19 protein-coding genes and 1 pseudogene are annotated in these 21060 nt (G+C 72.0%); all 20 read right to left on the reverse strand.

The window, feature by feature from the left end:
- Positions 1–4 precede the first annotated feature (4 nt).
- The 20 genes and pseudogenes from ACH4E8_RS00465 to ACH4E8_RS00560 all read right to left on the reverse strand — a co-directional run bounded on the left by ACH4E8_RS00465 (position 5) and on the right by ACH4E8_RS00560 (position 20741).
- Complete coding sequence (locus ACH4E8_RS00465) at positions 5–1621, reverse strand: YifB family Mg chelatase-like AAA ATPase (RefSeq protein ID WP_398442895.1); 1617 nt, start codon at positions 1619–1621, stop codon at positions 5–7.
- Positions 1621–1983, reverse strand: coding sequence for a YraN family protein (locus tag ACH4E8_RS00470; RefSeq protein ID WP_398442897.1), 363 nt, complete (start codon positions 1981–1983; stop codon positions 1621–1623). Before ACH4E8_RS00470 ends, ACH4E8_RS00465 begins: the two co-directional genes overlap by 1 nt.
- 164 nt (positions 1984–2147) lie before the next feature.
- Positions 2148–2456 carry a DUF2469 domain-containing protein gene (locus ACH4E8_RS00475; RefSeq protein WP_003993268.1) on the reverse strand — a complete coding sequence of 103 codons (309 nt, stop codon included), beginning with the start codon at positions 2454–2456 and terminating at the stop codon, positions 2148–2150.
- A gap of 55 nt (positions 2457–2511) precedes the next feature.
- Complete coding sequence (locus ACH4E8_RS00480; RefSeq protein ID WP_398442900.1) at positions 2512–3048, reverse strand: NUDIX hydrolase; 537 nt, start codon at positions 3046–3048, stop codon at positions 2512–2514.
- Positions 3038–3787: a signal peptidase I gene (lepB, locus tag ACH4E8_RS00485; protein ID WP_398442902.1), complete on the reverse strand. Its 750-nt coding sequence runs from the start codon at positions 3785–3787 to the stop codon at positions 3038–3040. The genes ACH4E8_RS00480 and lepB (ACH4E8_RS00485) overlap by 11 nt, the downstream gene beginning before the upstream one ends.
- Positions 3788–3858: 71 nt before the next feature.
- Positions 3859–5013, reverse strand: a complete 1155-nt coding sequence (lepB, locus tag ACH4E8_RS00490) for a signal peptidase I (RefSeq protein ID WP_398442904.1) — start codon at positions 5011–5013, stop codon at positions 3859–3861.
- Positions 4934–6002 (reverse strand): annotated as a pseudogene (gene lepB, locus ACH4E8_RS00495) (signal peptidase I); the annotation flags it as partial. The pseudogene lepB (ACH4E8_RS00495) and the gene lepB (ACH4E8_RS00490), both read right to left, overlap by 80 nt.
- Complete coding sequence (lepB, locus tag ACH4E8_RS00500) at positions 5995–6852, reverse strand: signal peptidase I (RefSeq protein WP_398442906.1); 858 nt, start codon at positions 6850–6852, stop codon at positions 5995–5997. The pseudogene lepB (ACH4E8_RS00495) and the gene lepB (ACH4E8_RS00500), both read right to left, overlap by 8 nt.
- 99 nt (positions 6853–6951) lie before the next feature.
- Positions 6952–7302: a 50S ribosomal protein L19 gene (rplS, locus tag ACH4E8_RS00505; RefSeq protein ID WP_361538753.1), complete on the reverse strand. Its 351-nt coding sequence runs from the start codon at positions 7300–7302 to the stop codon at positions 6952–6954.
- A gap of 129 nt (positions 7303–7431) precedes the next feature.
- The gene (trmD, locus tag ACH4E8_RS00510) at positions 7432–8253 is read right to left on the reverse strand and encodes a tRNA (guanosine(37)-N1)-methyltransferase TrmD (protein WP_398442908.1); all 822 of its coding nucleotides are present in this window, start codon (positions 8251–8253) and stop codon (positions 7432–7434) included.
- The gene (gene rimM / locus ACH4E8_RS00515) at positions 8253–8840 is read right to left on the reverse strand and encodes a ribosome maturation factor RimM (protein ID WP_398442910.1); all 588 of its coding nucleotides are present in this window, start codon (positions 8838–8840) and stop codon (positions 8253–8255) included. Before rimM ends, trmD begins: the two co-directional genes overlap by 1 nt.
- A gap of 169 nt (positions 8841–9009) precedes the next feature.
- Positions 9010–9249, reverse strand: coding sequence for an RNA-binding protein (locus ACH4E8_RS00520; protein WP_005311361.1), 240 nt, complete (start codon positions 9247–9249; stop codon positions 9010–9012).
- Positions 9250–9251: 2 nt separating this feature from the next.
- Positions 9252–9698 (reverse strand): 30S ribosomal protein S16, encoded by a 447-nt coding sequence (gene rpsP, locus ACH4E8_RS00525; RefSeq protein ID WP_398442912.1) that lies wholly within the window; start codon positions 9696–9698, stop codon positions 9252–9254.
- A 205-nt stretch (positions 9699–9903) separates the two neighbouring features.
- The gene (locus ACH4E8_RS00530; protein ID WP_398442914.1) at positions 9904–10533 is read right to left on the reverse strand and encodes a hypothetical protein; all 630 of its coding nucleotides are present in this window, start codon (positions 10531–10533) and stop codon (positions 9904–9906) included.
- Between the two features lie 268 nt (positions 10534–10801).
- Positions 10802–12721 carry an ATP-dependent zinc metalloprotease FtsH gene (gene ftsH, locus ACH4E8_RS00535; protein WP_398442916.1) on the reverse strand — a complete coding sequence of 640 codons (1920 nt, stop codon included), beginning with the start codon at positions 12719–12721 and terminating at the stop codon, positions 10802–10804.
- A 96-nt stretch (positions 12722–12817) separates the two neighbouring features.
- The gene (gene ffh, locus ACH4E8_RS00540) at positions 12818–14368 is read right to left on the reverse strand and encodes a signal recognition particle protein (protein WP_398442918.1); all 1551 of its coding nucleotides are present in this window, start codon (positions 14366–14368) and stop codon (positions 12818–12820) included.
- A 125-nt stretch (positions 14369–14493) separates the two neighbouring features.
- The gene (locus ACH4E8_RS00545) at positions 14494–17025 is read right to left on the reverse strand and encodes a [protein-PII] uridylyltransferase (RefSeq protein WP_398442920.1); all 2532 of its coding nucleotides are present in this window, start codon (positions 17023–17025) and stop codon (positions 14494–14496) included.
- Between the two features lie 99 nt (positions 17026–17124).
- Positions 17125–17463 carry a P-II family nitrogen regulator gene (locus ACH4E8_RS00550; protein WP_361538737.1) on the reverse strand — a complete coding sequence of 113 codons (339 nt, stop codon included), beginning with the start codon at positions 17461–17463 and terminating at the stop codon, positions 17125–17127.
- A complete protein-coding gene (locus ACH4E8_RS00555) occupies positions 17460–18878 on the reverse strand; it encodes an ammonium transporter (RefSeq protein ID WP_398442922.1) in 1419 nt (472 codons plus the stop codon). The genes ACH4E8_RS00550 and ACH4E8_RS00555 overlap by 4 nt, the downstream gene beginning before the upstream one ends.
- Before the next feature lie 375 nt (positions 18879–19253).
- Positions 19254–20741, reverse strand: coding sequence for a hypothetical protein (locus tag ACH4E8_RS00560; protein ID WP_398442923.1), 1488 nt, complete (start codon positions 20739–20741; stop codon positions 19254–19256).
- Positions 20742–21060 lie beyond the last annotated feature (319 nt).

The raw sequence follows: 21060 nt of genomic DNA on the forward strand, positions 1-21060 counted from the left end.
CACCTCATGAGGCACCCCTCGCACCGACCGGCAGCGGAGCGCCGCGCGATACTCCGGTACGCAACTCCAGCGCCAGTTCCACGTCCTGCGGTCCGGGGCAGGCGCGGCCGGCCAGGTCGGCGATCGTCCAGGCGACCCGCAGCACCCGGTCCAGGCCGCGAGCGGTGAGCAGGCCGCGCTCCAAGTCCCGCTCCGGCGCGGCGAGGGCGCCCGGCGCGACGGGCCAGCGGGTGCGCAACTCATGGCCGGGCACTTCGCCGTTGACCGTCCAGGGCGTGCCGTCGAGCCGGGCGGCAGTGCGCTCCCGGGCCGTTCGGATCCGCTCGGCCACCTGTGCGCTCGTCTCGCCACGACCGCCCTGCGCCAGCAGATCCCTTCGGTGCACCGGCTCGACCTCGACCCGTAGGTCGACCCGGTCGAGCAGGGGACCGGACATCCTGGCCGCATACCGCCGGATCACCGAGGGCGGGCACTCACAGCCCGCCCCCTGCGCGGTGTGCTGGCCACAGGGGCACGGGTTCGCGGCGAGGACCATCAGGAACCGTGCCGGGAGCCGAACCACGCCCCCGCTGCGGGCCACCACCACATGCCCCGATTCCAGCGGCTGGCGCAGCGCGTCCAGCACCTTGCTGGCGAACTCGGGCGCCTCGTCCAGGAAGAGCACGCCGCGATGGGCCAGGGAGACCGCACCCGGCCTCGGCAGACCGTTGCCGCCGCCGACGAGCGAGGGCATGGTGGCCGAGTGGTGCGGGGCGCAGTACGGCGGCCGGCTCACCAGGGGCTGACCGGGTGGCAGGATGCCGGCGACCGAGTGCACCGCGGTGACCTCCAGCGACTCCTGCCGCGTCAGCGCCGGCAGCACGCCGACCAGCCGCTCCGCGAGCATCGTCTTGCCCGCACCCGGCGGGCCGGTCAACAGCAGGTGGTGGCCGCCCGCGGCCGCCACCTCCAACGCCAGCCGGGCCATCCGCTGCCCGGCCACGTCCGCGAGGTCCGGTCCCTCGCCCGGCGCCGTCGCAAGCCCGGTGCCGACCCCCGCCCCGGGCACCATCAGCCCGGCCAGCATCGGATCCGGCCCTTCGGGAACGGGCTCCTCCTCGGGCACCGGCTCGTCGTTCAGCACCGCGATCAACTGGCGCAGGCTCCGCACCCCGAGCACCGAGACGCCCGGCACCAACGACGCCTCCCCGACGGTCTGCTCGGGGACCACTACCTGGCGATACCCGGCCTCGGCCGCGGCCAGCACCGCAGGGAGCACCCCGCGCACCGGCCGCACCCGGCCGTCCAAGCCCAACTCCCCGATGAGCACCAGGTCCGTGATGGAGCGCGGGTCCACCCGCTCGGACGCCCCGAGGACGGCGCAGGCCACCGCAAGGTCGAACCCGCTGCCGCCCTTGGGCACGGACGCCGGACTCAACCCCACCGTGAGCTTGCGCTGCGGCCATTCGGCGCCGGAGTTCACCACCGCGGCCCGCACCCGGTCCCGGCTCTCCACCAGGCTCTTGTCCGGCAGACCGACCAGCGTGAACGCCGCCACTCCCGGCTCCAGGTCCGCCTGGACCTCCACCACCACGCCTTCGACGCCGACCAGCGCCACCGAACACGCACGTGCGAACGCCATCACGACACCCCCCGGGCGTGCTCCACCACGGGGGCGCCGCGCTGGGGGACCACCACTCCCACGAGGTCGATCCGCACCCCGCCCGGCGGCGCTTCCCCGTGCCGTTCGAGCCAGCCCTCGGCCAGTCGCCTCAGCCGGGCCATCCTGGCCGGGGTGATCGCCTCCATCGGGTGCTCGAAGGGGCCCGCCCTACGCGTCTTGACCTCGCAGACCACCACGGTGTCGCCGTCACGGGCGACGATGTCGATCTCCCCCGCGCGTCCGTACCGCCAGTTCCTCGCGAGAACCTGCATGCCGGACTCCGCCAGCAGCCGCGCCGCCAGCTCCTCGCCGTACTTCCCCAGTGCCCCGGTCGCGTTCATCTCGGCACCACCTCCTGGCACCGACGATGACGCGACCGCTCAACAAAAGTGGATCTTGGTGGATGAGCAGATGTTTGTGAATAACTCCGTCACCCGAACGGGCGGTTCCGCGGCCCGCCGCTCACGCTGCTCCCGGCCACGTCCGCCGCTCCCCGCCCGCCGACTCAGCCGCTCGGCAGTTCGAGATCGCTCTTGTTCAGCTCCTCAATATTCACGTCCTTGAACGTGAGGACGCGGACCTGCTTGACGAACCTGGCCGGGCGGTACATGTCCCAGACCCAGGCGTCAGCCATCGAGACCTCGAAGAAGACCTCCCCCTGCACCGAGTGGACCTGCATCTCGTAGTCATTGGTGAGATAGAAGCGCCGCTCAGTTTCGATCACGTACTTGAACAGTCCGACGACGTCCCGGTACTCCCGGTAGAGCTTCAGCTCCATCTCGGTCTCGTACTTTTCGAGGTCCTCGGCGCTCATGGCATGTTCCCCTTCAGCCGTGCGTCCCCCTATTGTGCTCCAGTCACTCCCGCCCCTAGGCGATTTCGGGGGCCAAGACCACCGGCACCGGCGGAGGACCCTCGTCGAGCAGCGTGCGCAGCAGCTCGGCGAGCCTGGTCGGGTACACCGTCTCACGCGCCGACGCCAGTTCGGCGGAGGTCCACCACCTCGTCCCCGTGACGCTGCGCCGCTCCTGCTCCGTCAGCCCGAGGGGTTGCGTGCCCGTCTGGTCGGTGCGGGCCAGGAAGTACCACTCGTCCTGCTCCCAGCGGCGCCCGTCGAAGGGGAACGAGCACCTGCGCCGCCACAGCACCGGGCCGAGGTCCACCTCGGTGATGCCGGTCTCCTCGGCCAGCTCGCGCAGGGCGGCCTCGGCCCGCGTCTCGCCCTCCTCCAGCCCGCCGCCCGGGGTGAACCACCAGTTGCTGGCCGGGTCGTCCGGCTCGTACCCGTGCATCAACAAGATCCGGTCCTGGGAGTCGAGCAGCACGACCCGGGCGACCTTCCGCAGTTCCCCGCCGAAGTCGCCGCCCCGCTCCGAGTCCGCGGAGCCGCCCGCGTCACCCGACATCGGCCGCCACCCCACTCCTGCTCCCCCGCCGTCGACGTGCGCGCATCCGCGCCAGCGGCCCGTAGGCCGCCCCCGCGAAGATCAGCACGGCACCGGTCGCAACGGACGCCAGCACCAGCTTCACCGGCCCCGTCTCGGACGTCCCGCCCGGCAGCGCCCCGAACCCTTCGGGCCGCTCCAGGAAGTCCCCGGGCAGCGGCCACGCCACCGCGTCCAACCGGGCCTCCACCGCCGAGCGCGGCACGGAACCCTGCGCCGCGTCCTGAAGGTGGGTCCGGGAGTCCAGCGACACCGTCCGGTCGTCGCCGAGCATGAAGAGCTGCCCCTCGGGGACGGTCGCGCTGAAGCGCGTGGGCGACGCAGGCCCGTCCGCCCGAAGATACGATTCCGCGATCGGCCGGCCGTTCACCCTCAGCTTGCCGTCCGCACCGCAGCAGGAGACCGTGTCGCCCCCGACCCCGACGACGCGCTTCACCATCGGCATGTCGCCCCACTCCTTCTGCCGGAAGACCACCACGTCACCGCGGCGCACCTCGGCGCCGTCGATCCGCTCCGCCAGCACCCGGTCCCCCACGTCCACGGACGGGGCCATCGAGTCCGTCGGCACGGTGTACGGCTGGTAGACCACGGCTCCCCAGACGAAACCTCCGAGGAAGAGCACAGAACCGACGGCCACGACCAGCCCCGACAGCACGCTGCCGAGCCGGCCGTGGCCGTCTTCCGAAGCTCCCTTTCCCATCCCAGGCCCCCACCTCGAAGGTCCCCGCCGGTGCGCGGCCCGCCCGCGCACCCGTGACCTGGGACGGCACCCTACCGGGCGGTATGCCCGGCGGTCAGCCTCCGTCGCCGCCACAGCACCAGCGGCACGGCACCCATGGCGCCCATGACCAGCGGTGCCGACGAGGTGACGATGGACGCCGCCTTGTCGTTGATGCCCGGCTGGTCGTACGTGTCGGGGATCGGGAGGGTCGACCAGCGGTTCACCGGCCAGGCCACCACGAAGGCACGGCCGACGACCTTGTCGACCGGCACGAACCCGCCGTTCGCGTCCGCGGTGTGGTACCGCGAGTCACGCGAGTTGGAGCGGTGGTCGCCCATCACCCAGATCTTGTCGTCGGGGACCTTGAACGGGCCGAAGGGCTGGTCGTCGCAGGGCGTGTCACCGGGGAAGACGTACGGCTCGTCGAGCGGCTTCCCGTTGACCTTGACCGGGCCGCCCTTCTTGCACTCCACGGTGTCGCCGCCGATCGCGATCGTCCGCTTGATCAGGTCCTTCTCCTCGGACGAGGGCATCAGACCGATGAAGCTGAGGAACTTCTGCACCGCGTTCGGCTCGGGCGTCGGCTCGCCTTCCAGCCAGCCGCCCGGGTCGTGGAAGACGACGACCTCGCCGCGCTCGGGCTCGGAGCCGAACCAGGGCGTGAGCTTGTCCACCAGCACCCGGTCGCCGCGCTGGAGGGTGTTCTGCATGGAGTCCGAGGGGATGGAGAACGCCTGCACCAGGAAGGTCTTGATGATCAGCGCCAGGACCAGGGCGATGCCGATCAGGATCGGCAACTCCTTCCAGAACGACCGCTGCGCCTTGCGTCGGGTGTTCCCCGCGCCGTCGCCGTCGTCATCGTCCCCGAAGCCGTCACCGGACGAGGCGTCCCCGCCGGAAGCGCCCGCGGCACCCGCTCCGTCCGCCCCGGAAGTCCCAGAAGGCCCGGAGGCCCCGGGAGGCCCCGAAGGCTTGGCGAAGGCGGAACCCCCGGACGCCGGTCCCGGCACCCCGGCGGCGCCGCCGGAAGCACCCCCGTCGCCTCCGGCGGCGTCCGCGGCGCGCCCCGCTGTGGCGTCCGTCACGGACGCGGAAGACGTCGGCGAGGCCGCAGACTCCGACGAAGCGGAAGACTCCGTCGGGCCCTGGGGCCTGTCTTCCGGCTGTCCTTGTCCGGACCGTGCGCCGACCGCAACGTCCCCCACATCCACTCCTCACTCTGCGCGAACCGTCTGTCTCGGAAACCCGGGAACCTCCGGAGGAGAAACAGACCCACCACTCCGATAACGAGCGAGAGTTCCGCAAGGTTTGGGACGAGGACCATTCCTTTCCGGTCCTGGGACGACAGACTATGCGACGGACCCAGTGCCGCGCCCTCTCCCGGACGCGCGTTCGGCACGGAGGCGTACGTATCGGGCTCGTCCAGCCTGGTCCAGTGCTTGACGGGCCAGGCGATGACGACGGCCCGCCCCACCACCTCGTCCACGGAGACCGTCCCCTGGTTCTCCTCGTCGAGGTGGGCACGGGAGTCCGCGGAGTTCGCCCGGTGGTCCCCCATCACGAAGATCCGCCCGGGCGGGACCTTCACCTCGAAGCTCTGCGCCGATGGCGCGTTCCCCGCGTTCACGTACGACTCGATCAGGGGCACGCCGTTGACCGTGACACGGCCGTCGCGGTCGCAGCACTTGACCGTGTCGCCGCCGACCGCGACGACCCGCTTGATCAGGTCCTGCTCTCCTTCGGACGGCAGCAGTCCGATGAAGGTCAACCCCTGCTTGATCTGCTTGATCCCGACCGGGTCGTCCTTCTTCTGTGCGACCTGCTCGTTCGCGAGCCAGCCGCCGGGGTCCTTGAAGACGACGACCTCGCCGCGTTCGGGCTCCGCGCCGAACCACGGGGTGAGCTTGTCGACCAGCACCCGGTCGTCGATCCGGATCGTCTGCTCCATCGAGCCCGACGGGATCACGAACGCCTGCACCAGGAAGGTCTTGAGCACCAGGGCGATCGCCAGCGCGACACCGATCAGGAGGGGGATCTCCTTGAGGGCGGACCTGCGCCGTCTGCGCTTGACCTTGCGGGCCAGCTTGCGCCGCTCCGCCCGGCCCGGCAGCGCCTGGGCGCCGTCCGTCGGTCTGCTCCCGGTGGGCAGCGGCTCCTCGGCGCGGTGGCCGGCCGGCCGCCCGCGCCTACCCATGGGGCCGCCCGCTTGGGGACGCCCCCGTGGCCGGAACCGCCCCCGCGTCCGGCACGCGCGCGAAGACGTCCGTGCGCTCCAGGGACTGCCAGCGGCCGACCGGCCAGGCGATCCAGTCGGCGCGCCCGATGACCTTCTCCACGGGCACCATCCCGCCGCCGGGGGAACCCAGGTGGTCGCGGGAGTCCCGGGAGTTCGAGCGGTGGTCCCCCATCACCCACAGGGTGCCGTCGGGGACGACGATGTCGAAGGGGACTTCGGAGGGGTCGTCGCCGGGGTGCAGGTAACCCTCGTCGAGCGCGGCGCCGTTCACCGTGATCCTGCCTCCCTTGTCGCAGCAGACCACCCGATCACCGCCGACGCCCACGACCCGCTTGACGAAGTCCGTCTCCGCGGGCTCCGCGAGGCCCAGGGCCGCGAGCGCCCCCCGGGTCGCCTCCTGGACGGGGTTCTCCTGCGCCCCTTCCCGTACGAAGGAGCCAGTGCCGTCGAACACGATCAGGTCACCGCGTTCGGGCACCGAATCGAAACGGTACGCCAGTTTGTTGACCAACACCCGGTCCCCGGTCCGCAGCGTGGGCTCCATGGAGTCGCTGGGGATGTGGAAGGGCTGTACGACAAACCGACTGATCAGCAGGGTGACGCCGAGGCAGACGACGCCCAGCAGGGCCGCCGTGCGCCAGGACGTCCACCCGGAACGCGCAGAGCGCGACCCCTCTTCCCCGGCCCCGTTCTCGGGGTCCGCCCCACCGTCGGGGGTGACCCCGGTGGCGGGGGCCTCCGCGGTGGGTTCCCCACCGTCGGGGCCGGAAGAGCGGTCGCGCTCCATACGTGTCGATTCGGTGTCCATCAAGGGCGAAGCCTAGCCGCCCGGGCTGTGGACCCCTTCTCGTCCCGGTCCGCGGATCGAACCGACCGCGGACCGAGGGGCGCCGGTGGCGCCGCGGGATCAGTTGTCCCGCTTCTCCTTGATCTTCGCGGCCTTGCCGCGCAGCTCACGGAGGTAGTACAGCTTGGCGCGGCGGACGTCACCACGGGTGACGAGCTCGATCTTCTCGAAGATCGGGCTGTGCACCGGGAAGGTGCGCTCGACGCCGACGGAGAAGGAGACCTTGCGGACGGTGAAGGTCTCGCTGACGCCCGCGCCCTGGCGGCGGATGACGACACCCTTGAACTGCTGGATACGGGAGCGGTTGCCCTCGATGACGCGAACGTGGACGTTCACGGTGTCACCGGGACGGAAGGCGGGGACGTCGGTCCGCAGCGAGGCGGCGTTGACGGCGTCGAGCACGTGCGACATGTCGGCTGCTTTCTTCGTCGATGCCACAGGTCATCAACGGGAGAGGGGTGAGTTCCAGGTGGCCGTTCCGTCGGGGCGGGCGTCGTGTCCCCCTGCGGCAGGGGCGCGCGCCGGACGGACGGCAGCGGCCTATTCTTCCACGTCCTGGGGCCTGCGCCAAAATCGGCCGGCGGGCTCGGGGGCCCAGCCCAGGATGGACAGGACTTCGCGGTCCTTGCGGTCGAAGACGGCCGGGTCGCAGCGCTCGATGAGGTCGGGGCGGTTGCGGGCGGTGCGCCGCAGCGCCTCGTCCCTGCGCCAGCGCGCGATCTTGCCGTGGTGACCGCTGGTGAGCACGTCGGGCACCGGGTGCCCGCGCCAGCTCGGCGGCTTGGTGTAGACCGGGCCTTCGAGGAGGTTCGCCATGGCGCCGGGGGCGAACGAGTCGTCCTGGTGGGACTCGGCGTTCCCGAGGACCCCGGGGAGCAGCCTGGCGACCGCCTCGGTGATGACGAGGACGGCCGCCTCGCCGCCCGCGAGGACGTAGTCGCCGATGGACACCTCGTGGACGGGCATCCGGGTGGCGTACTCGTCCATGACCCGGCGGTCGATGCCCTCGTAACGGGCGGGGGTGAAGATCAACCAGGGTTGACGCGCGAGGGCGACGGCGACCTCTTGGGTGAAGGGGCGGCCGCTGGGAGTGGGGACGACCAGGACGGGTTCGTGGGCCCCGGCCTCGTAACCGTCGGCGATCGCCGAGTCCAGCGCGTCCCCCCAGGGCTCGGTCTTCATGACCATGCCGGGGCCGCCGCCGTAGGGGGTGTCGTCGACCGTGCTGTGGCGGTCGTACGTCCAGTGGCGCAGGTCGTGCACGCGGACGTCGAGCTGGCCGCGGGCGCGGGCCTTGCCGACCAGGGAGACGTTCAGCGGCTCCAGGTACTCGGGGAAGATCGTGACGACGTCGAGCCGCATTACTTGGCGTCCCCTGACGTACCCGAAGCGTCCGGGGCGCCCGACGCGTCCGCGTCCCGGGCCGAGGCGATCTCCGCCCGGTCGTCGATGAGCCCAGGCGGCGGCGCGACGACGACGCGCTGGGCCTCCAGGTCGACGGCGGTGACGATCTCCGCCACGAACGGGATCAGGACCTCGGATCCGTCCGGCCGCTCGACGATGAAGAGGTCCTGCGACGGCAGGTGGCTGACCTCGGCGATCCGACCGATCTCGGTGCCGTCGGCGAGGACGACGTCGAGGTCGACGAGTTGGTGGTCGTAGTACTCGTCGGGGTCGTCGGGGGTCTCGTCCGGGTCCACGTCGGCGATCAGCAGGACGTTGCGGAGGGCCTCCGCGGCGTTGCGGTCGCTCACGCCGGCGAAGCGCAGCAACAGCCGTCCGCTGTGCACCCGCCCCTCCGCGATCGTCAGCGGACCCGCGCTCGCCGGATCGGTGGCCAGGACGGCGCCGGGCCCCAGCCGGACCTCAGGCTCGTCCGTGCGCACCTCGACGGTGACCTCGCCCCTGATGCCGTGGGCGCGGCCGACCCGGGCGACTACCAACTGCACTTCGCTGTCTCCTGTCACCGATTGTCACCGATTGTCGGTGAATGCGTCACCGAAGGCTCGGGGACCGACGGGGTCCGTATCCGGAATCCGGGCCGTTCCCGGGCCCATACGACGTCGGGCCGGGGGCGGCCGGAACGGCCTCCCCCGGCCCGAGCCGGTGTTCAACTGCTCAGCGGACCTGGTCCACGTCGACGAGGTCGACACGGATGCCACGGCCGCCGATGGCGCCCACGACGGTGCGCAGGGCGCGCGCGGTGCGGCCGTTGCGGCCGATCACCTTACCGAGGTCGTCGGGGTGCACCCGGACCTCCAGCACCCGCCCGCGGCGCAGGTTGCGCGAGGCGACCTGCACGTCGTCCGGGTTGTCGACGATGCCCTTGACGAGGTGTTCGAGGGCCTCTTCGAGCATGATCAGCCCTCGGTGGACTCGGCGGCGTCAGCGGCGTCGGCCGCCTCGTCCGCCTTCTTGTCGGACTTCTTGGCCTTCTGGGTGATCGCCTCGCCCTTGGGCTCGCCGCCCTCGAGGGACTTGGCGAACTCGTCGAACGCGGCGCGCTTGTCGGCCTTCGGCTCGGCCACCAGCAGCGGCGCCGGGGCCGGCAGGCCCTTGTGCTTCTGCCAGTCGCCGGTGAGCTTCAGGATCGCGAGGACCGGCTCGGTCGGCTGGGCGCCGACGGACAGCCAGTACTGCGCGCGCTCCGAGTTGACCTCGATGCGCGAGGGGTTCTGCACCGGGTGGTACAGACCGATCTCCTCGATGGCCCGGCCGTCACGGCGGGTGCGGGAGTCGGCGACGACGATGCGGTAGTGAGGCGAACGGATCTTGCCCAGACGCTTCAGCTTGATCTTGACTGCCACGGAAGTGGTGTCTCCTGGTCTTGACGTGGTTGGGCACAACGAGATGCCACGTGGGGTTGCGGTACTCGGGTGCCCGATGGACGCGTCAGCCGGAGGAGAGAGGGGTCCTGTGCGGCCGTCGAGTACAGCTAGCCATTGTGCCACACGCCGATGACGCGCTTCCCCCCGGACCTGCACCGCCCCCGTCAGGCGGCCGGCCGAGGGGTCAGCTCGCCGCGGCGACCGGTTCGGGAATGCGGAACGGCTTGCCGCAGCCGCCGCAGACGATGGGCGCCTGGGCGAGGACCGACGGCACGACTCGGACGTTGCGACCGCAGTCGCAGACGGCCTTCACCCGGACGCCCCCGCCCGACGAGCCGTGCCGGGCGGCCGGTCCGCGGAAGGAGCGCTTGGTGTCGGACGCCGTGGCGACGGTGTGCGCCTTCAGGGCGCGCTGCAGTCTCTCGATCGTGGGGCGGTAGCGGCGCTTCGCCTCCGGGCTGAGCACGACCAGCGAGAAGCCGCTGCTGGGGTGCGGCTCCTCGGCGTGGTCGAGGCCCATCTCCTCGGCGATGGCCAGGAATCGACGGTTGTGGTAGCGGCCGGCGCGGGAGGTGTCGCGGACACCTCGCGCGGCGGCGATGCCGTGGACTGCTTCGTGGAGCAGTCGTTCGAAGGAGAGCTCACCGCCGCACGCGGACGACGACTCTCCGATCAGGGACTCTGGCGCGGCGAGATCTGGCAGTTCAGGGTGGTGCCGCTGAATGTCGGCCCACGCCTGTGCCAGCTCTGCGGCGAGAACAGGTGGTGTCGTGCTCACGTCGTGATAACGAGCCGGAAGCGCCCACGGTTCCATTCCGGGGCATCTCAAATATTTTGCACGTACCAGTCAGTTGACGTTGATGGGTTCCGACGAGGGCGGGTACGCCGATGTGCGGAGAAGCCTCACAGCTCGCACCAAGGTGGTACGTAGCACCCGGTGGGCAGGACGGTGTGGGCGCCCGCGACGGGGCACCCTCACCGTATCGAAGCGGACCGTCGCGCGCGGGCGGAGGGGGGGAACAAGATCGGCCAACTCCGGACGGGACCGGGCACGTCGGGGAGAACGGGCCGGGTCCGCCCGGTCAGGCATCGCCCTTCGCCAGCCGCGGAACGCCCGCCGCCCGGTACGCGGCCTCCTCGTCCAGCGTCTCGTTCTCCAGCAGCGCCGCGGCCAGCGAGTCCAACCGGTCCCGGTTCTCCCGCAACTGGTTGCAGGCGCTCTCGTAGCACTCGTCGACGATCCGCCGCATCTCGTGGTCCACGGAGTCCAGCGTCTCGGGGGCCGCCGACAGTCCGTACGGCACCTGGGCGTCCTGGGGGATCGCGGTGAGCCGCCCCACCCGCTCGCTCATCCCCCAGCGCCCGACCATCCCCCGGGCGAGCGCGGTGACCTGCTCAAGGTCGCTCTCCGCACCGGTGGTGATCACTTCGAAGACGACGTGCTCGGCCGCCATCCCGCCCAGCGCGCCGATGATCCGGCCGCGCAGGTACGACTCCGTGTACGCGTACTTGTCCGCCTCCGGCGTGGACAGCGTGACGCCGAGGGCCCGGCCGCGCGGCACGATGGTCACCTTGCGGACCGGGTCGGCGCCGGGTTGCAACATGCCGAGCAGGGCGTGGCCGCTCTCGTGGTACGCCGTGCGGCGGCGCTCGTCCGGCGCCAGCACCAGCGGCCGTTCCGCACCGAGCTGCACCTTCTCCAGCGCGCTGAACAGGTCCGCCTGGGTCACCGCGGTCTGCTTGCGCTTCACCGCGATCAGCGCCGCCTCGTTCGCCAGGTTGGCCAGGTCGGCGCCGGTCATGCCGGGGGTTGACGCGGCGATCCGGGCGAGGTCGACGTCGGCGTCGAGCGGGATCTCCCGGGTGTGGATGCGCAAGATCGCCTCGCGCCCCGGGCGGTCGGGGGGCGATACCTGGACGACGCGGTCGAAGCGGCCGGGCCTGGTCAGCGCCGGGTCGAGCACGTCGGCGCGGTTGGTGGCGGCGAGCACGACCACGCCTTCGGAGCCGGTGAAGCCGTCCATCTCGGTGAGGATCTGGTTGAGCGTCTGCTCCCGCTCGTCGTGTCCGCCCAGGCCGGCGCCGCCGCCGCGGACCCGGCCGATGGTGTCGATCTCGTCGATGAAGACGATCGCGGGGGCGACCTTGCGGGCCTCCGAGAACAGCTCCCGCACCCGTCCGGCGCCCACGCCCACGATCATCTCGATGAACTCGGACGCCGACGCGGAGAAGAACGGCACCCCCGCCTCGCCGGCCACCGCGCGGGCGAGCAGCGTCTTGCCGGTGCCTGGCGCGCCGGCCAGCAGCACGCCGCCGGGCATCCGGGCACCCATCCTGCGGTACGCGTCGGGGTTCTTCAGGAAATCGACGACGTCGTTCAGCTCCCCCTCCACCTCGTCGATGCCGGCGACGTCCGCGAAGGTCGTCCGCTTGCCCGGCAGCAGCGCGACGGGCTTCGGCGGCTCCTTGCGGCCCAGCACCCCGCCGCCGAGCGCGGCGCCCATCCGCCGGGCCGCGAACACCCAGACCGCGATCAGCAGCAGCATCGGCAGGAAGGCGATCAGCAGGCTGGGCCAGAAGCTGGTCTTCTCGACGACCGGTTCGGCGGTGACGGTGACGTTCTGCCGGCTGAGCTCGCCCCACAGGTCGTCCGTGGCGAAGGCCGGCCGCTGGGTCATGAACTTGGTGTAGTCGCCGTCGCCGTCGGGCAGCGGCGCCTTCGTCTTGAGCTCCCCCTCGATCGACTCGTCCTTGGAGTAGATCTTCGCGATGTTCCCCGCCGTGACCTGCTTGTTGAACTCCGTGTAGGAGACCGTGGGCTCCTTGGTGCCCGAGCGGATCAGCGAGATGACGAGGCTGGTGATCAGGTAGACCACGACGGCCATCAGGACGAGCCCCCACCAGCCGCCGGGCATCTTCTTCCGGGGCGGCGGGGGTGGGGGCGCCCCCTCGGAGCGCCACGGGTCGTCGGGGGCCCGACGCGGTGGCACAGGGTTGCTCATACCGGGACGTTAAGCGAGAAGAACGGTGTCGGCATCCGCGCGGAACGCGGCCGTCGACACCGTTCTCAGTCCTGTCCGGACCCGGCCGGGTGCGCCTCAGCGCATGAACTTCTTGAACTCCTCCGGGAGCTCGAAGTCCTGGGCCTGGGCATCGGCGGGGAGCCCGAAGGCGCCGCCCTGCCCGGCCTGCTCGCGCCGCTCGGCGGCGGCCTGCTCATCGGCCTTGCGCTTCATCGGGTTGCCGCTGCGGCGCTTGCCCTTGGCCTGCTTCTGCTGCTTCTTCTGCCGGCCGGGGCCGCCGCCCATGCCCGGGATGCCGGGCATGCCGGGCATCCCGCCGCCCTGGGCCATCCGCGACATCATCTTCCGCGCCTCGAAGAACCGCTCCACCAGGCTCTTCACCGCACTGACCTCGACGCCCGAACCCCGGGCGATACGGGCCCGGCGCGAGCCGTTGATGATCGTCGGCTCGGCGCGCTCGGCGGGCGTCATCGACTTGATGATCGCGGCGGTGCGGTCCACGTCGCGCTCGTCGATGCTGTTGATCTGGTCCTTCATCTGGGCCATGCCGGGCAGCATCCCCAGCAGCTTGGAGATCGAGCCCATCTTCCTGACCTGCTCCATCTGGGCCAGGAAGTCGTCGAGGGTGAAGTCCTTGCCCTTGCTGCTCGCCAGCTTGGAGGCCATCTTGGCGGCCTCTTCCTGGCTGAAGGTCTGCTCGGCCTTCTCGATCAGCGAGAGCACGTCGCCCATGCCGAGGATGCGGGACGCCATGCGGTCCGGGTGGAACGCGTCGAAGTCGTCCAGCTTCTCGCCGTTGGAGGCGAACATGATCTGGCGGCCGGTGACGTGGGCGATGGAGAGGGCGGCACCACCGCGGGCGTCGCCGTCCAGCTTGGACAGCACCACGCCGTCGAAGCCGACGCCGTCGCGGAACGCCTCGGCGGTGTTGACCGCGTCCTGACCGATCATGGCGTCGACGACGAAGAGGATCTCGTCCGGCGAGACCGCGTCGCGGATGTCCGCGGCCTGCTGCATCAGCTCCTGGTCGATGCCGAGGCGACCGGCGGTGTCGACCACGACCACGTCGTACTGCTTCGCCCGGGCGTGCTCGATCGAGTCCTTGGCCACCTGGACGGGGTCGCCCACGCCGTTGCCCGGCTGGGGGGCGTAGACGGCGACGCCGGCGCGCTCGGCGACGACGGAGAGCTGGTTGACCGCGTTCGGGCGCTGGAGGTCACAGGCGACCAGCAGCGGGGAGTGGCCCTGGGCCTTGAGCCAGCGGCCCAGCTTGCCCGCGAGGGTGGTCTTTCCGGCGCCCTGGAGGCCGGCGAGCATGATCACGGTCGGGGGCTGCTTGGCGAACCGCAGACGGCGGGTCTCGCCGCCGAGGATCTGGATCAGCTCCTCGTTGACGATCTTGATGACCTGCTGCGAGGGGTTCAGCGCCTTGGAGACCTCGGCGCCGCGCGCCCGCTCCTTGACGCTGGCGATGAACGCCCGCACGACCGGGAGGGCGACGTCCGCCTCCAGCAGCGCGATGCGGATCTCGCGGGCCGCGCCGTCGATGTCCGCCTCGCTGAGACGACCCTTGCCCCGCAAGGTCTTGAAGGTGTTCGCCAAGCGGTCGGAGAGAGTATCGAACACGGCGCTCTTCGGTCCTCAGAGTCGGGGGCAAGGGGAAATCGCCCTCCAGGGTATCCGGCCGCGCGGACATGCGTGCCGCTCCGGGCTCCCGAAGGCCCGCGCGGGCCCCGCTCCGTCCGCCCCGATCACCCCCCGGCGCACTCCGGGAAGGTGCCCAGAGCGGCCTCCAACGCGGCCTGGAGCCCCAGGGCCAGCGTCGCCGCCGTGGGCTCCGGCAGCGGCTCCCCGTCGGCGGAGGTGACGTAGAAGGCGTCCACGGCGTTCGCGCCCAGCGTGCTCACGCGCGCGCTCCTGACCCGGACGCCCGCGTCCTCCAGGGCGTGGCCGATGCGGTGCAGCAGCCCGGGGGCGTCCGGGGCGCGCACCTCGATCACGGTGGCCCGGTGGGAGGCGTCGGGGGCGACGGTGACCTTGGGCGGCGGAGGGCGGACCCCGCGGCGCCGCGGATGGGCCGCGTCCCGCTCGGCCAGCTTCGCCCGGATGTCCAGGGAGCCGTCCAGGGCCCGTACGAGGTCCGCCCGCAGCCGGGCGGCCTGCGGCAGGGAGCCGTACGCCGCGGCCACGCGCCAGTTCAGTACGAGGACCGGGTCCGGCCCCACCGCACCGGGCAGGTCGACCGCGCGCAGGTCGGCGGCGCGGACGGTGAGCCGGTGGAGGGCGAGCACCCCGGCGACGGCGGGCAGCACCCCGGGCTGCTCGGGCACGGCGACGACCAACTCCACCCCGACGGGCTCGACCGCCCCCTCTTCGTCCTCCCCGCGCGGCTGCTGCGGTGCGTGCAGGGCGAGGGTCGGGCCGCCGGTGCGCAGGGCTTCGATCGCCAGGCGCTCCTGCTCCGCGCCCGGGACCGGGGGGCGCGGTGGCTCCACGGGCGCACCCTCCAGTGCCGCTCCCACCCGTGCGGTCAGATCGGCCACGAGTGAGGCGCGCCACGCGGACCAGGCGGCGGGGCCGGTGGCGAGGGCGTCCGCCTCGCTCAACGCGTGCAGCAACTCCAGGGTTCCCGTGGTCCGTACGGCGCTCGCGACCGCGCGCACGGTCGCCGGGTCGTCCAGGTCGCGCCGGGTGGCGGTGCTGACGAGCAGCAGGTGGTGGCGTACGAGCGAGGCGACCTGGGCCGCGTCGGCCCGGTCGAACCCCATCCGAGCGACCACGTCCCGGGCGATGGTCTCGCCGGCGACGCAGTGGTCCCCGGGCCAGCCCTTGCCGATGTCGTGCAGCAAAGCCGCGACGAGCAGCAGGTCGGGGCGGCCCACCCGCCGGGTCAGCGCGGCGGCCCGGACCGCGGTCTGCACCAGGTGGCGGTCGACGGTCCAGACGTGCACGGCATTGCGCTGGGGACGGCAGCGCACCCGCTCCCAGTCCGGCAGCAGCCGGCTGATCAGCCCTTCGGCCTCCAACGCCTCCCAGACGGCGATGGTCGGCTCCCCCGCCCCCAGGAGGGTCACGAACTCCTCGCGGGCCTCGGCGGGCCACGGGACCGGCAGCGGCGGCGCTGCGGCGAGCCTGCGCACGGCGTGCGGGGAGAGCGGCAGTCCGCACTGGGCGGCGGCTGCCGCGGCGCGCAGCGGCAGGACGGGGTCCTTCTCGGGGCGTGCGGTGCGGGCGAGCACGACCTCGCCGTCCTGTTCGACGACGCCGTCGGCGAGCGGGGTGCGCTCGGGGTCGGGCCGGCGGGCGCCCCCGGTGAGCAGGGTGCGCAGCCGGGGGCGCAGGGCCCTGGCCCGCAGCACCCGGTGCACCTCGCGCCACGTCACGTCCGCGGCGTACGCGATCGTGCCGGCCGCTTCGTACACCCGGCGCAGCAGGGCGTCGGCGTCGAGGAGCGCCAGCTCGGTGGCGACCTGGTCCTGTTCCTGGAGGGCGAGGCGGTCCGTGGCGCGGCCGGTGGTGAGGTGGAGGGCGTCGCGGGTGTCGAGGAGGACGCGGCGGGCTTCGGCGAGGCCGGCGCGGGGGGCGTCGGCGAGCCAGGAGGCGGCGACCGCGCGCAGGGCGGTGGCGTCGCGCAACCCGCCGCGGGCCTCCTTGAGGTCGGGTTCGAGCAGGAAGCGGAGGTCTCCTTGGCGCGTGGCCCGCTCGCGGCACAGCTCGTCGAGTTCGGGGAGGCGTCTGGCGGCCCGGTTGCGCCAGTCGGCGAGTACGGCGGTGCGCAGGGCGGCGACCAGTGCGAGGTCTCCGGCGACGGGTCGGGCGTCGAGCAGGCCGAGGTGGACCTTGAGGTCGTCGGTGGCGGTGGTGCGGGCTTCGCCGGGGGTGCGCACGGAGTGGTCGAGCGCGATGCCCAGGTCCCACACGGGGTACCAGATCCGGTCTGCGAGGGTGGCGACGGCGCCGGCGCCCGCGTTGCCGTCGTGCAGGAGCAGCAGGTCGAGGTCGCTGCGCGGGGAGAGTTCGCCCCGGCCGTAGCCGCCGACGGCGACCAGGGCCGCGCGGCCGACGCCGGTGGCCCGGCAGGCCGCGCCGAACAGTTCGGCCAGCCATTGGTCGGTCAGACCGGCGAGCGCGGCGCGGCGCGGCGGGCCCAGCGGGTCCGTTCCGGTGAGCAGCCGCAGCCGGGCCGCGGCGTAGCCGTCGGGGCGGGTCGGGGCGCCGTCGCCCGCCGGGTCCGTGCGGTCCCGGCCGTCGGTGCCCGTCGTGGGTGTTCCTGGACTCTGCACGACCTCGTACCTCCTCGCTCGCCCGGTTCCGGCGCCGGTGCTCCACCGAGGTGGCGCCGGCGCCGGAACCGGTCTGTCGGCCCGACGGGGGTCCGGGGCCTACAGGGCGTCCGGGCCGCGTTCGCCGGTGCGCACCCGCACCGCCGTGTCGACCGGGACGCTCCAGACCTTCCCGTCACCGATCTTGCCGGTGCGGGCCGCCTTGACGACGACTTCGATGAGCTGTTCGGCGTCGTCGTCCTCGACCAGGACTTCGATGCGGACCTTGGGCACCAGGTCGACGGTGTACTCGGCGCCCCGGTAGACCTCGGTGTGGCCGCGCTGGCGGCCGTAGCCGCTGGCCTCGGTGACGGTCAGGCCGTGCACGCCGAACGACTGGAGGGCCTCTTTGATCTCGTCGAGCCGGTGCGGCTTCACGACGGCGGTGATGAGCTTCATGCGTCCACCTTCTTGTTGCGACCGGCTTCGGCGCGGTCGGTGTCCGTACGGCCTGGTTCCGTACGGTCCGCATCCAAGCGGTCCGCGGCCGGTTGCGCCTCCGTTGCGGCGGGCGTCGTCCTGCGGTTGTGCGTGCCGCCGCCCGCGCCGCTGAAGTCGTACGCGGTCTCCGCGTGCTCCTGCCGGTCGATGCCGGCGACCTCGACGTCCTCGTCCACCCGCATGCCGACGGTCTTGTCGAGGACGAAGGCGAGGGCCGCCGAGACGAGCAGCGAGTAGGCGAGGACGGCGACGACGCCGACGGTCTGCTTGCCGAGCTGTTCGAAGCCGCCGCCGTAGAAGAGTCCCTTGGCGTCGGACTGGACGCCTCCGGTGGCGAAGAGGCCGACCAGGAGGGAGCCGGCGACGCCGCCGACGAGGTGGACGCCGATGACGTCGAGGGAGTCGTCGTAGCCGAACTTGAACTTCAGTCCGACGGCCATGGCGCACAGGACGCCGGCGATCGCTCCGATGGCGATGGCGCCGAGCGGGGAGCAGGAGCCGCCGGCGGGCGTGATGGCGACGAGGCCGGCGACCGCGCCGGACGCTGCGCCCAGGGTGGTGCAGGCGCCGTGCCGGACCTTCTCGTACGCCAGCCAGGCGAGCATCGCGGCGGCGGTGGCGACCTGGGTGTTCAGGAACATGACGGCGCCCACGCCGTCGTCGTTGCCGAGCCAGGACCCGGCGTTGAAGCCGAACCAGCCGAACCAGAGCAGCCCGGCGCCGAGCATCACCAGCGGCAGGCTGTGGGGCCGCATCGGGTCCTTCTTGAAGCCGACGCGCTTGCCGATGACGAGGATGACGCCGAGGGCCGCGGCGCCGGCGTTGATGTGGACGGCGGTGCCGCCGGCGAAGTCGATGACGCCCATCTCGAAGAGCCAGCCGCCGGAGCCCCAGACCCAGTGGGCCACGGGGAAGTACACGACGGTGGCCCACAGGGCGACGAAGAGGGCCCAGGCGGTGAACTTGACGCGGTCGGCGAGCGCACCGCTGATCAGGGCCGGGGTGAGGACCGCGAACATCAGTTGGAAGACGGCGAAGACGTAGACCGGGATGGTGTAGCCGTCCCAGAGTTCGGTCAGGCCCAGTCCGCTCAGTCCGACGTAGTCGGACGACCATCCGATCAGGGAGCCGGAGTCCGTGCCGAACGCCAGGCTGAAGCCGTAGAGCACCCAGAGCACCGTGACGATGCCGAGGCTGATGAAGCTCATCATCAGCATGTTGAGGGTGGACTTGACCCGGACCATGCCTCCGTAGAAGAAGGCGAGTCCGGGCGTCATCAGCATCACCAGGGCGGAGCAGATGAGCATGAAGCCGGTGTTGGCGGCGGACAGCGTCGGGGTCTGCGCGGCTAGCGTCGAGATGCCTGGGGGCATGGGCGTCTCCTCGTGTTGGTACGGCCGCGTGCGGGCGGTCCTGCGGAGCGGGGCTCCGCGGGCTCCGGTGGGGCCGGTGGGTACCGGGCCCAGCGGGCCGGTCATGGGGCACGAGGTTGACGCAGTGCGGTTTCGGACGGTGCCGCACGGTGTTTCGAGCCGGTGACGAAGGGGCCGGGTGTGTTACGCCGCCATGAACGAGCCGTGTCCGTGCCGGCCTGCGGCATGCCCATGGGCTACGGGCTACGGGCTACGGGCTACGGGCTACGGGCTACGACGAATGGGACCGGCCGCGGCGTTCACCCGGGTTGACTTGGCACGGGGGAGCCGAGTCGGGCGGTTCGGGGTGAGCGTCGCGGCCGGGGTCTGGCGCCGTCAGACGGCTTGCGCGGTCTCGGGCAGTTGGGCGGTGAGCTTGTCGGTGAGGTCGACCACCTCGGCCACGTCGCCGTAGTCGCGGGCGGCGGTGTCGACCGTCTTGCGCAACCGGTTGTTGACCCGCTCGGAGCGGACCTTGCGGGCCACGTCGAGGGCGCGCGAGGCCAGCGCCGTGGCCTGCTCGGGCTCCCGCTTCAGCAGGTGGACCGTGGCCATGCCGATGAGGTTCAGTGCGTAGGAGCGCTGGTGCACGGCGTCGTGCTCGAAGAGCTCGACGGCGCGCCTCATCGCCGGCTCGGCTAGCGAGGCGTAGGTGGGGCTGCGGCCGGCCACATAGGCGAGGTCGCGGTACGAGTGCGCGTTCTCGGCGTTCAGCTCGGCCTCGGAGAAGAAGCGGATCCAGTCCGGCTCGGGGCCGCCGTCGAGGTCGGCGTCCGCGAAGGTGTCCTCCGCCATCCGCACCGCCCGCTTGCACTTGCTGGGCTGGCCCATGTTGGCGTAGGCGCGGGCCTCCATCGCGTACAGCATCGACTGGGTGCGTGCGGTGGCGCAGTCCCGGCTGCCGTACTGGGCGAGGTGGATCAGTTCGAGTGCGTCGTCGGGCCGCCCCAGGTGGATCATCTGACGGCTCATGGAGGAGAGGACGAACGAGCCCAGGGGCTTGTCGCCGGACTCCTTGGCCGCGTGCAGGGCGAGCACGAAGTACTTCTGGGCGGTGGGCTGGAGGCCCACGTCGTAACTCATCCAGCCGGCCAGCTCGGCGAGTTCGCCGGCGCAGTTGAACAACCGCTTCGCGGTGGGCTCGGGATGGGACTCCTGGAGGAGGTCGGTGACCTCGTGGAGCTGGCCGACGACGGCCTTGCGCCGCAGCCCCCCGCCGCACTGCGCGTCCCACTGGCGGAACATCACGGTGGTGGACTCCAGCAGCTCCAGCTCCGGCCCGGACAGCCCGCCGGGGCGCTGCCCCGCGCCGGTGCCGGCGACGGCCGCGCGGGGGGGCTGGTCGGCGCCGGGGGTGGGGACGAGCCAGCGCTGCATCGGCTCGATGAGGGCGGGGCCGGCGGCCAGTCCGAGCGAGGTCCCGAGGAAGCCGCGCCGCGCCAGCATCAGATCGCTGCGGGAGAACTCGCTGAGCAGGGACACCGTCTGGGGTCCGGCCCAGGGCAGGTCGACGCCGGAGGTGGACGGCGACTGGTGGGCGGTGCGCAGCCCCAGGTCCTCGATGGCGACGACGGAGCCGAAGCGCTCGGAGAACAGCTCGGACAGGATGCGCGGGATCGGCTCGCGCGGCTGCTCGCCGTCGAGCCAGCGGCGCACCCGCGAGGTGTCGGTGCTGATGTGGTGGGCGCCGAGCTGCCGGGCCCTGCGGTTGACCTGGCGGGCCAGCTCGCCCTTGGACCAACCGCTGCGTACGAACCAGGAACTCAGCCGTTCGTTCGGGCGCTTGCCGGTACCGGCCTTCGCTCCGGCTCCGCTGCCGTCCACTGGTAGGCCCCCATCCGTGAAACCGAAGCACGATCCCTGACCGGGATGCCGTGAGCCCGGGCCGTCCCTGTGGAGGCGGGAACACCGCCAAGACCGCCACAAGGGGGACCGCGCGGGAGAGCGACCTGCCTCCGGCATACCCAACGGCGCACACGACTCCAGGGTCCGCACACCGAAAGTAATCCTACGATCACGGCCGCGCGAGCCGGAATCCAGAAACGCCACCATTCGCCACCCCTTTGAATGAACTCCCCCGTCGCCAGGCGCGATTCACTTGACACACGACGATCAGGAGACGGCGGAACGGTGCGCACAAAGG

The sequence above is a fragment of the Streptomyces sp. NPDC017979 genome (assembly GCF_044328175.1).
GTDB lineage: Bacteria > Actinomycetota > Actinomycetes > Streptomycetales > Streptomycetaceae > Streptomyces.

Coding starts and splice junctions, on each gene's coding strand:
- ACH4E8_RS00465 (WP_398442895.1), bottom strand. CDS start 1,621: ATGGCGTTCGCACGTGCGTGTTCGGTGGCGCTGGTCGGCGTCGAAGGC.
- ACH4E8_RS00470 (WP_398442897.1), bottom strand. CDS start 1,983: ATGAACGCGACCGGGGCACTGGGGAAGTACGGCGAGGAGCTGGCGGCG.
- ACH4E8_RS00475 (WP_003993268.1), bottom strand. CDS start 2,456: ATGAGCGCCGAGGACCTCGAAAAGTACGAGACCGAGATGGAGCTGAAG.
- ACH4E8_RS00480 (WP_398442900.1), bottom strand. CDS start 3,048: ATGTCGGGTGACGCGGGCGGCTCCGCGGACTCGGAGCGGGGCGGCGAC.
- lepB (WP_398442902.1), bottom strand. CDS start 3,787: ATGGGAAAGGGAGCTTCGGAAGACGGCCACGGCCGGCTCGGCAGCGTG.
- lepB (WP_398442906.1), bottom strand. CDS start 6,852: ATGGACACCGAATCGACACGTATGGAGCGCGACCGCTCTTCCGGCCCC.
- rplS (WP_361538753.1), bottom strand. CDS start 7,302: ATGTCGCACGTGCTCGACGCCGTCAACGCCGCCTCGCTGCGGACCGAC.
- trmD (WP_398442908.1), bottom strand. CDS start 8,253: ATGCGGCTCGACGTCGTCACGATCTTCCCCGAGTACCTGGAGCCGCTG.
- ACH4E8_RS00520 (WP_005311361.1), bottom strand. CDS start 9,249: ATGCTCGAAGAGGCCCTCGAACACCTCGTCAAGGGCATCGTCGACAAC.
- ACH4E8_RS00530 (WP_398442914.1), bottom strand. CDS start 10,533: ATGGAACCGTGGGCGCTTCCGGCTCGTTATCACGACGTGAGCACGACA.
- ftsH (WP_398442916.1), bottom strand. CDS start 12,721: ATGAGCAACCCTGTGCCACCGCGTCGGGCCCCCGACGACCCGTGGCGC.
- ACH4E8_RS00550 (WP_361538737.1), bottom strand. CDS start 17,463: ATGAAGCTCATCACCGCCGTCGTGAAGCCGCACCGGCTCGACGAGATC.
- ACH4E8_RS00555 (WP_398442922.1), bottom strand. CDS start 18,878: ATGCCCCCAGGCATCTCGACGCTAGCCGCGCAGACCCCGACGCTGTCC.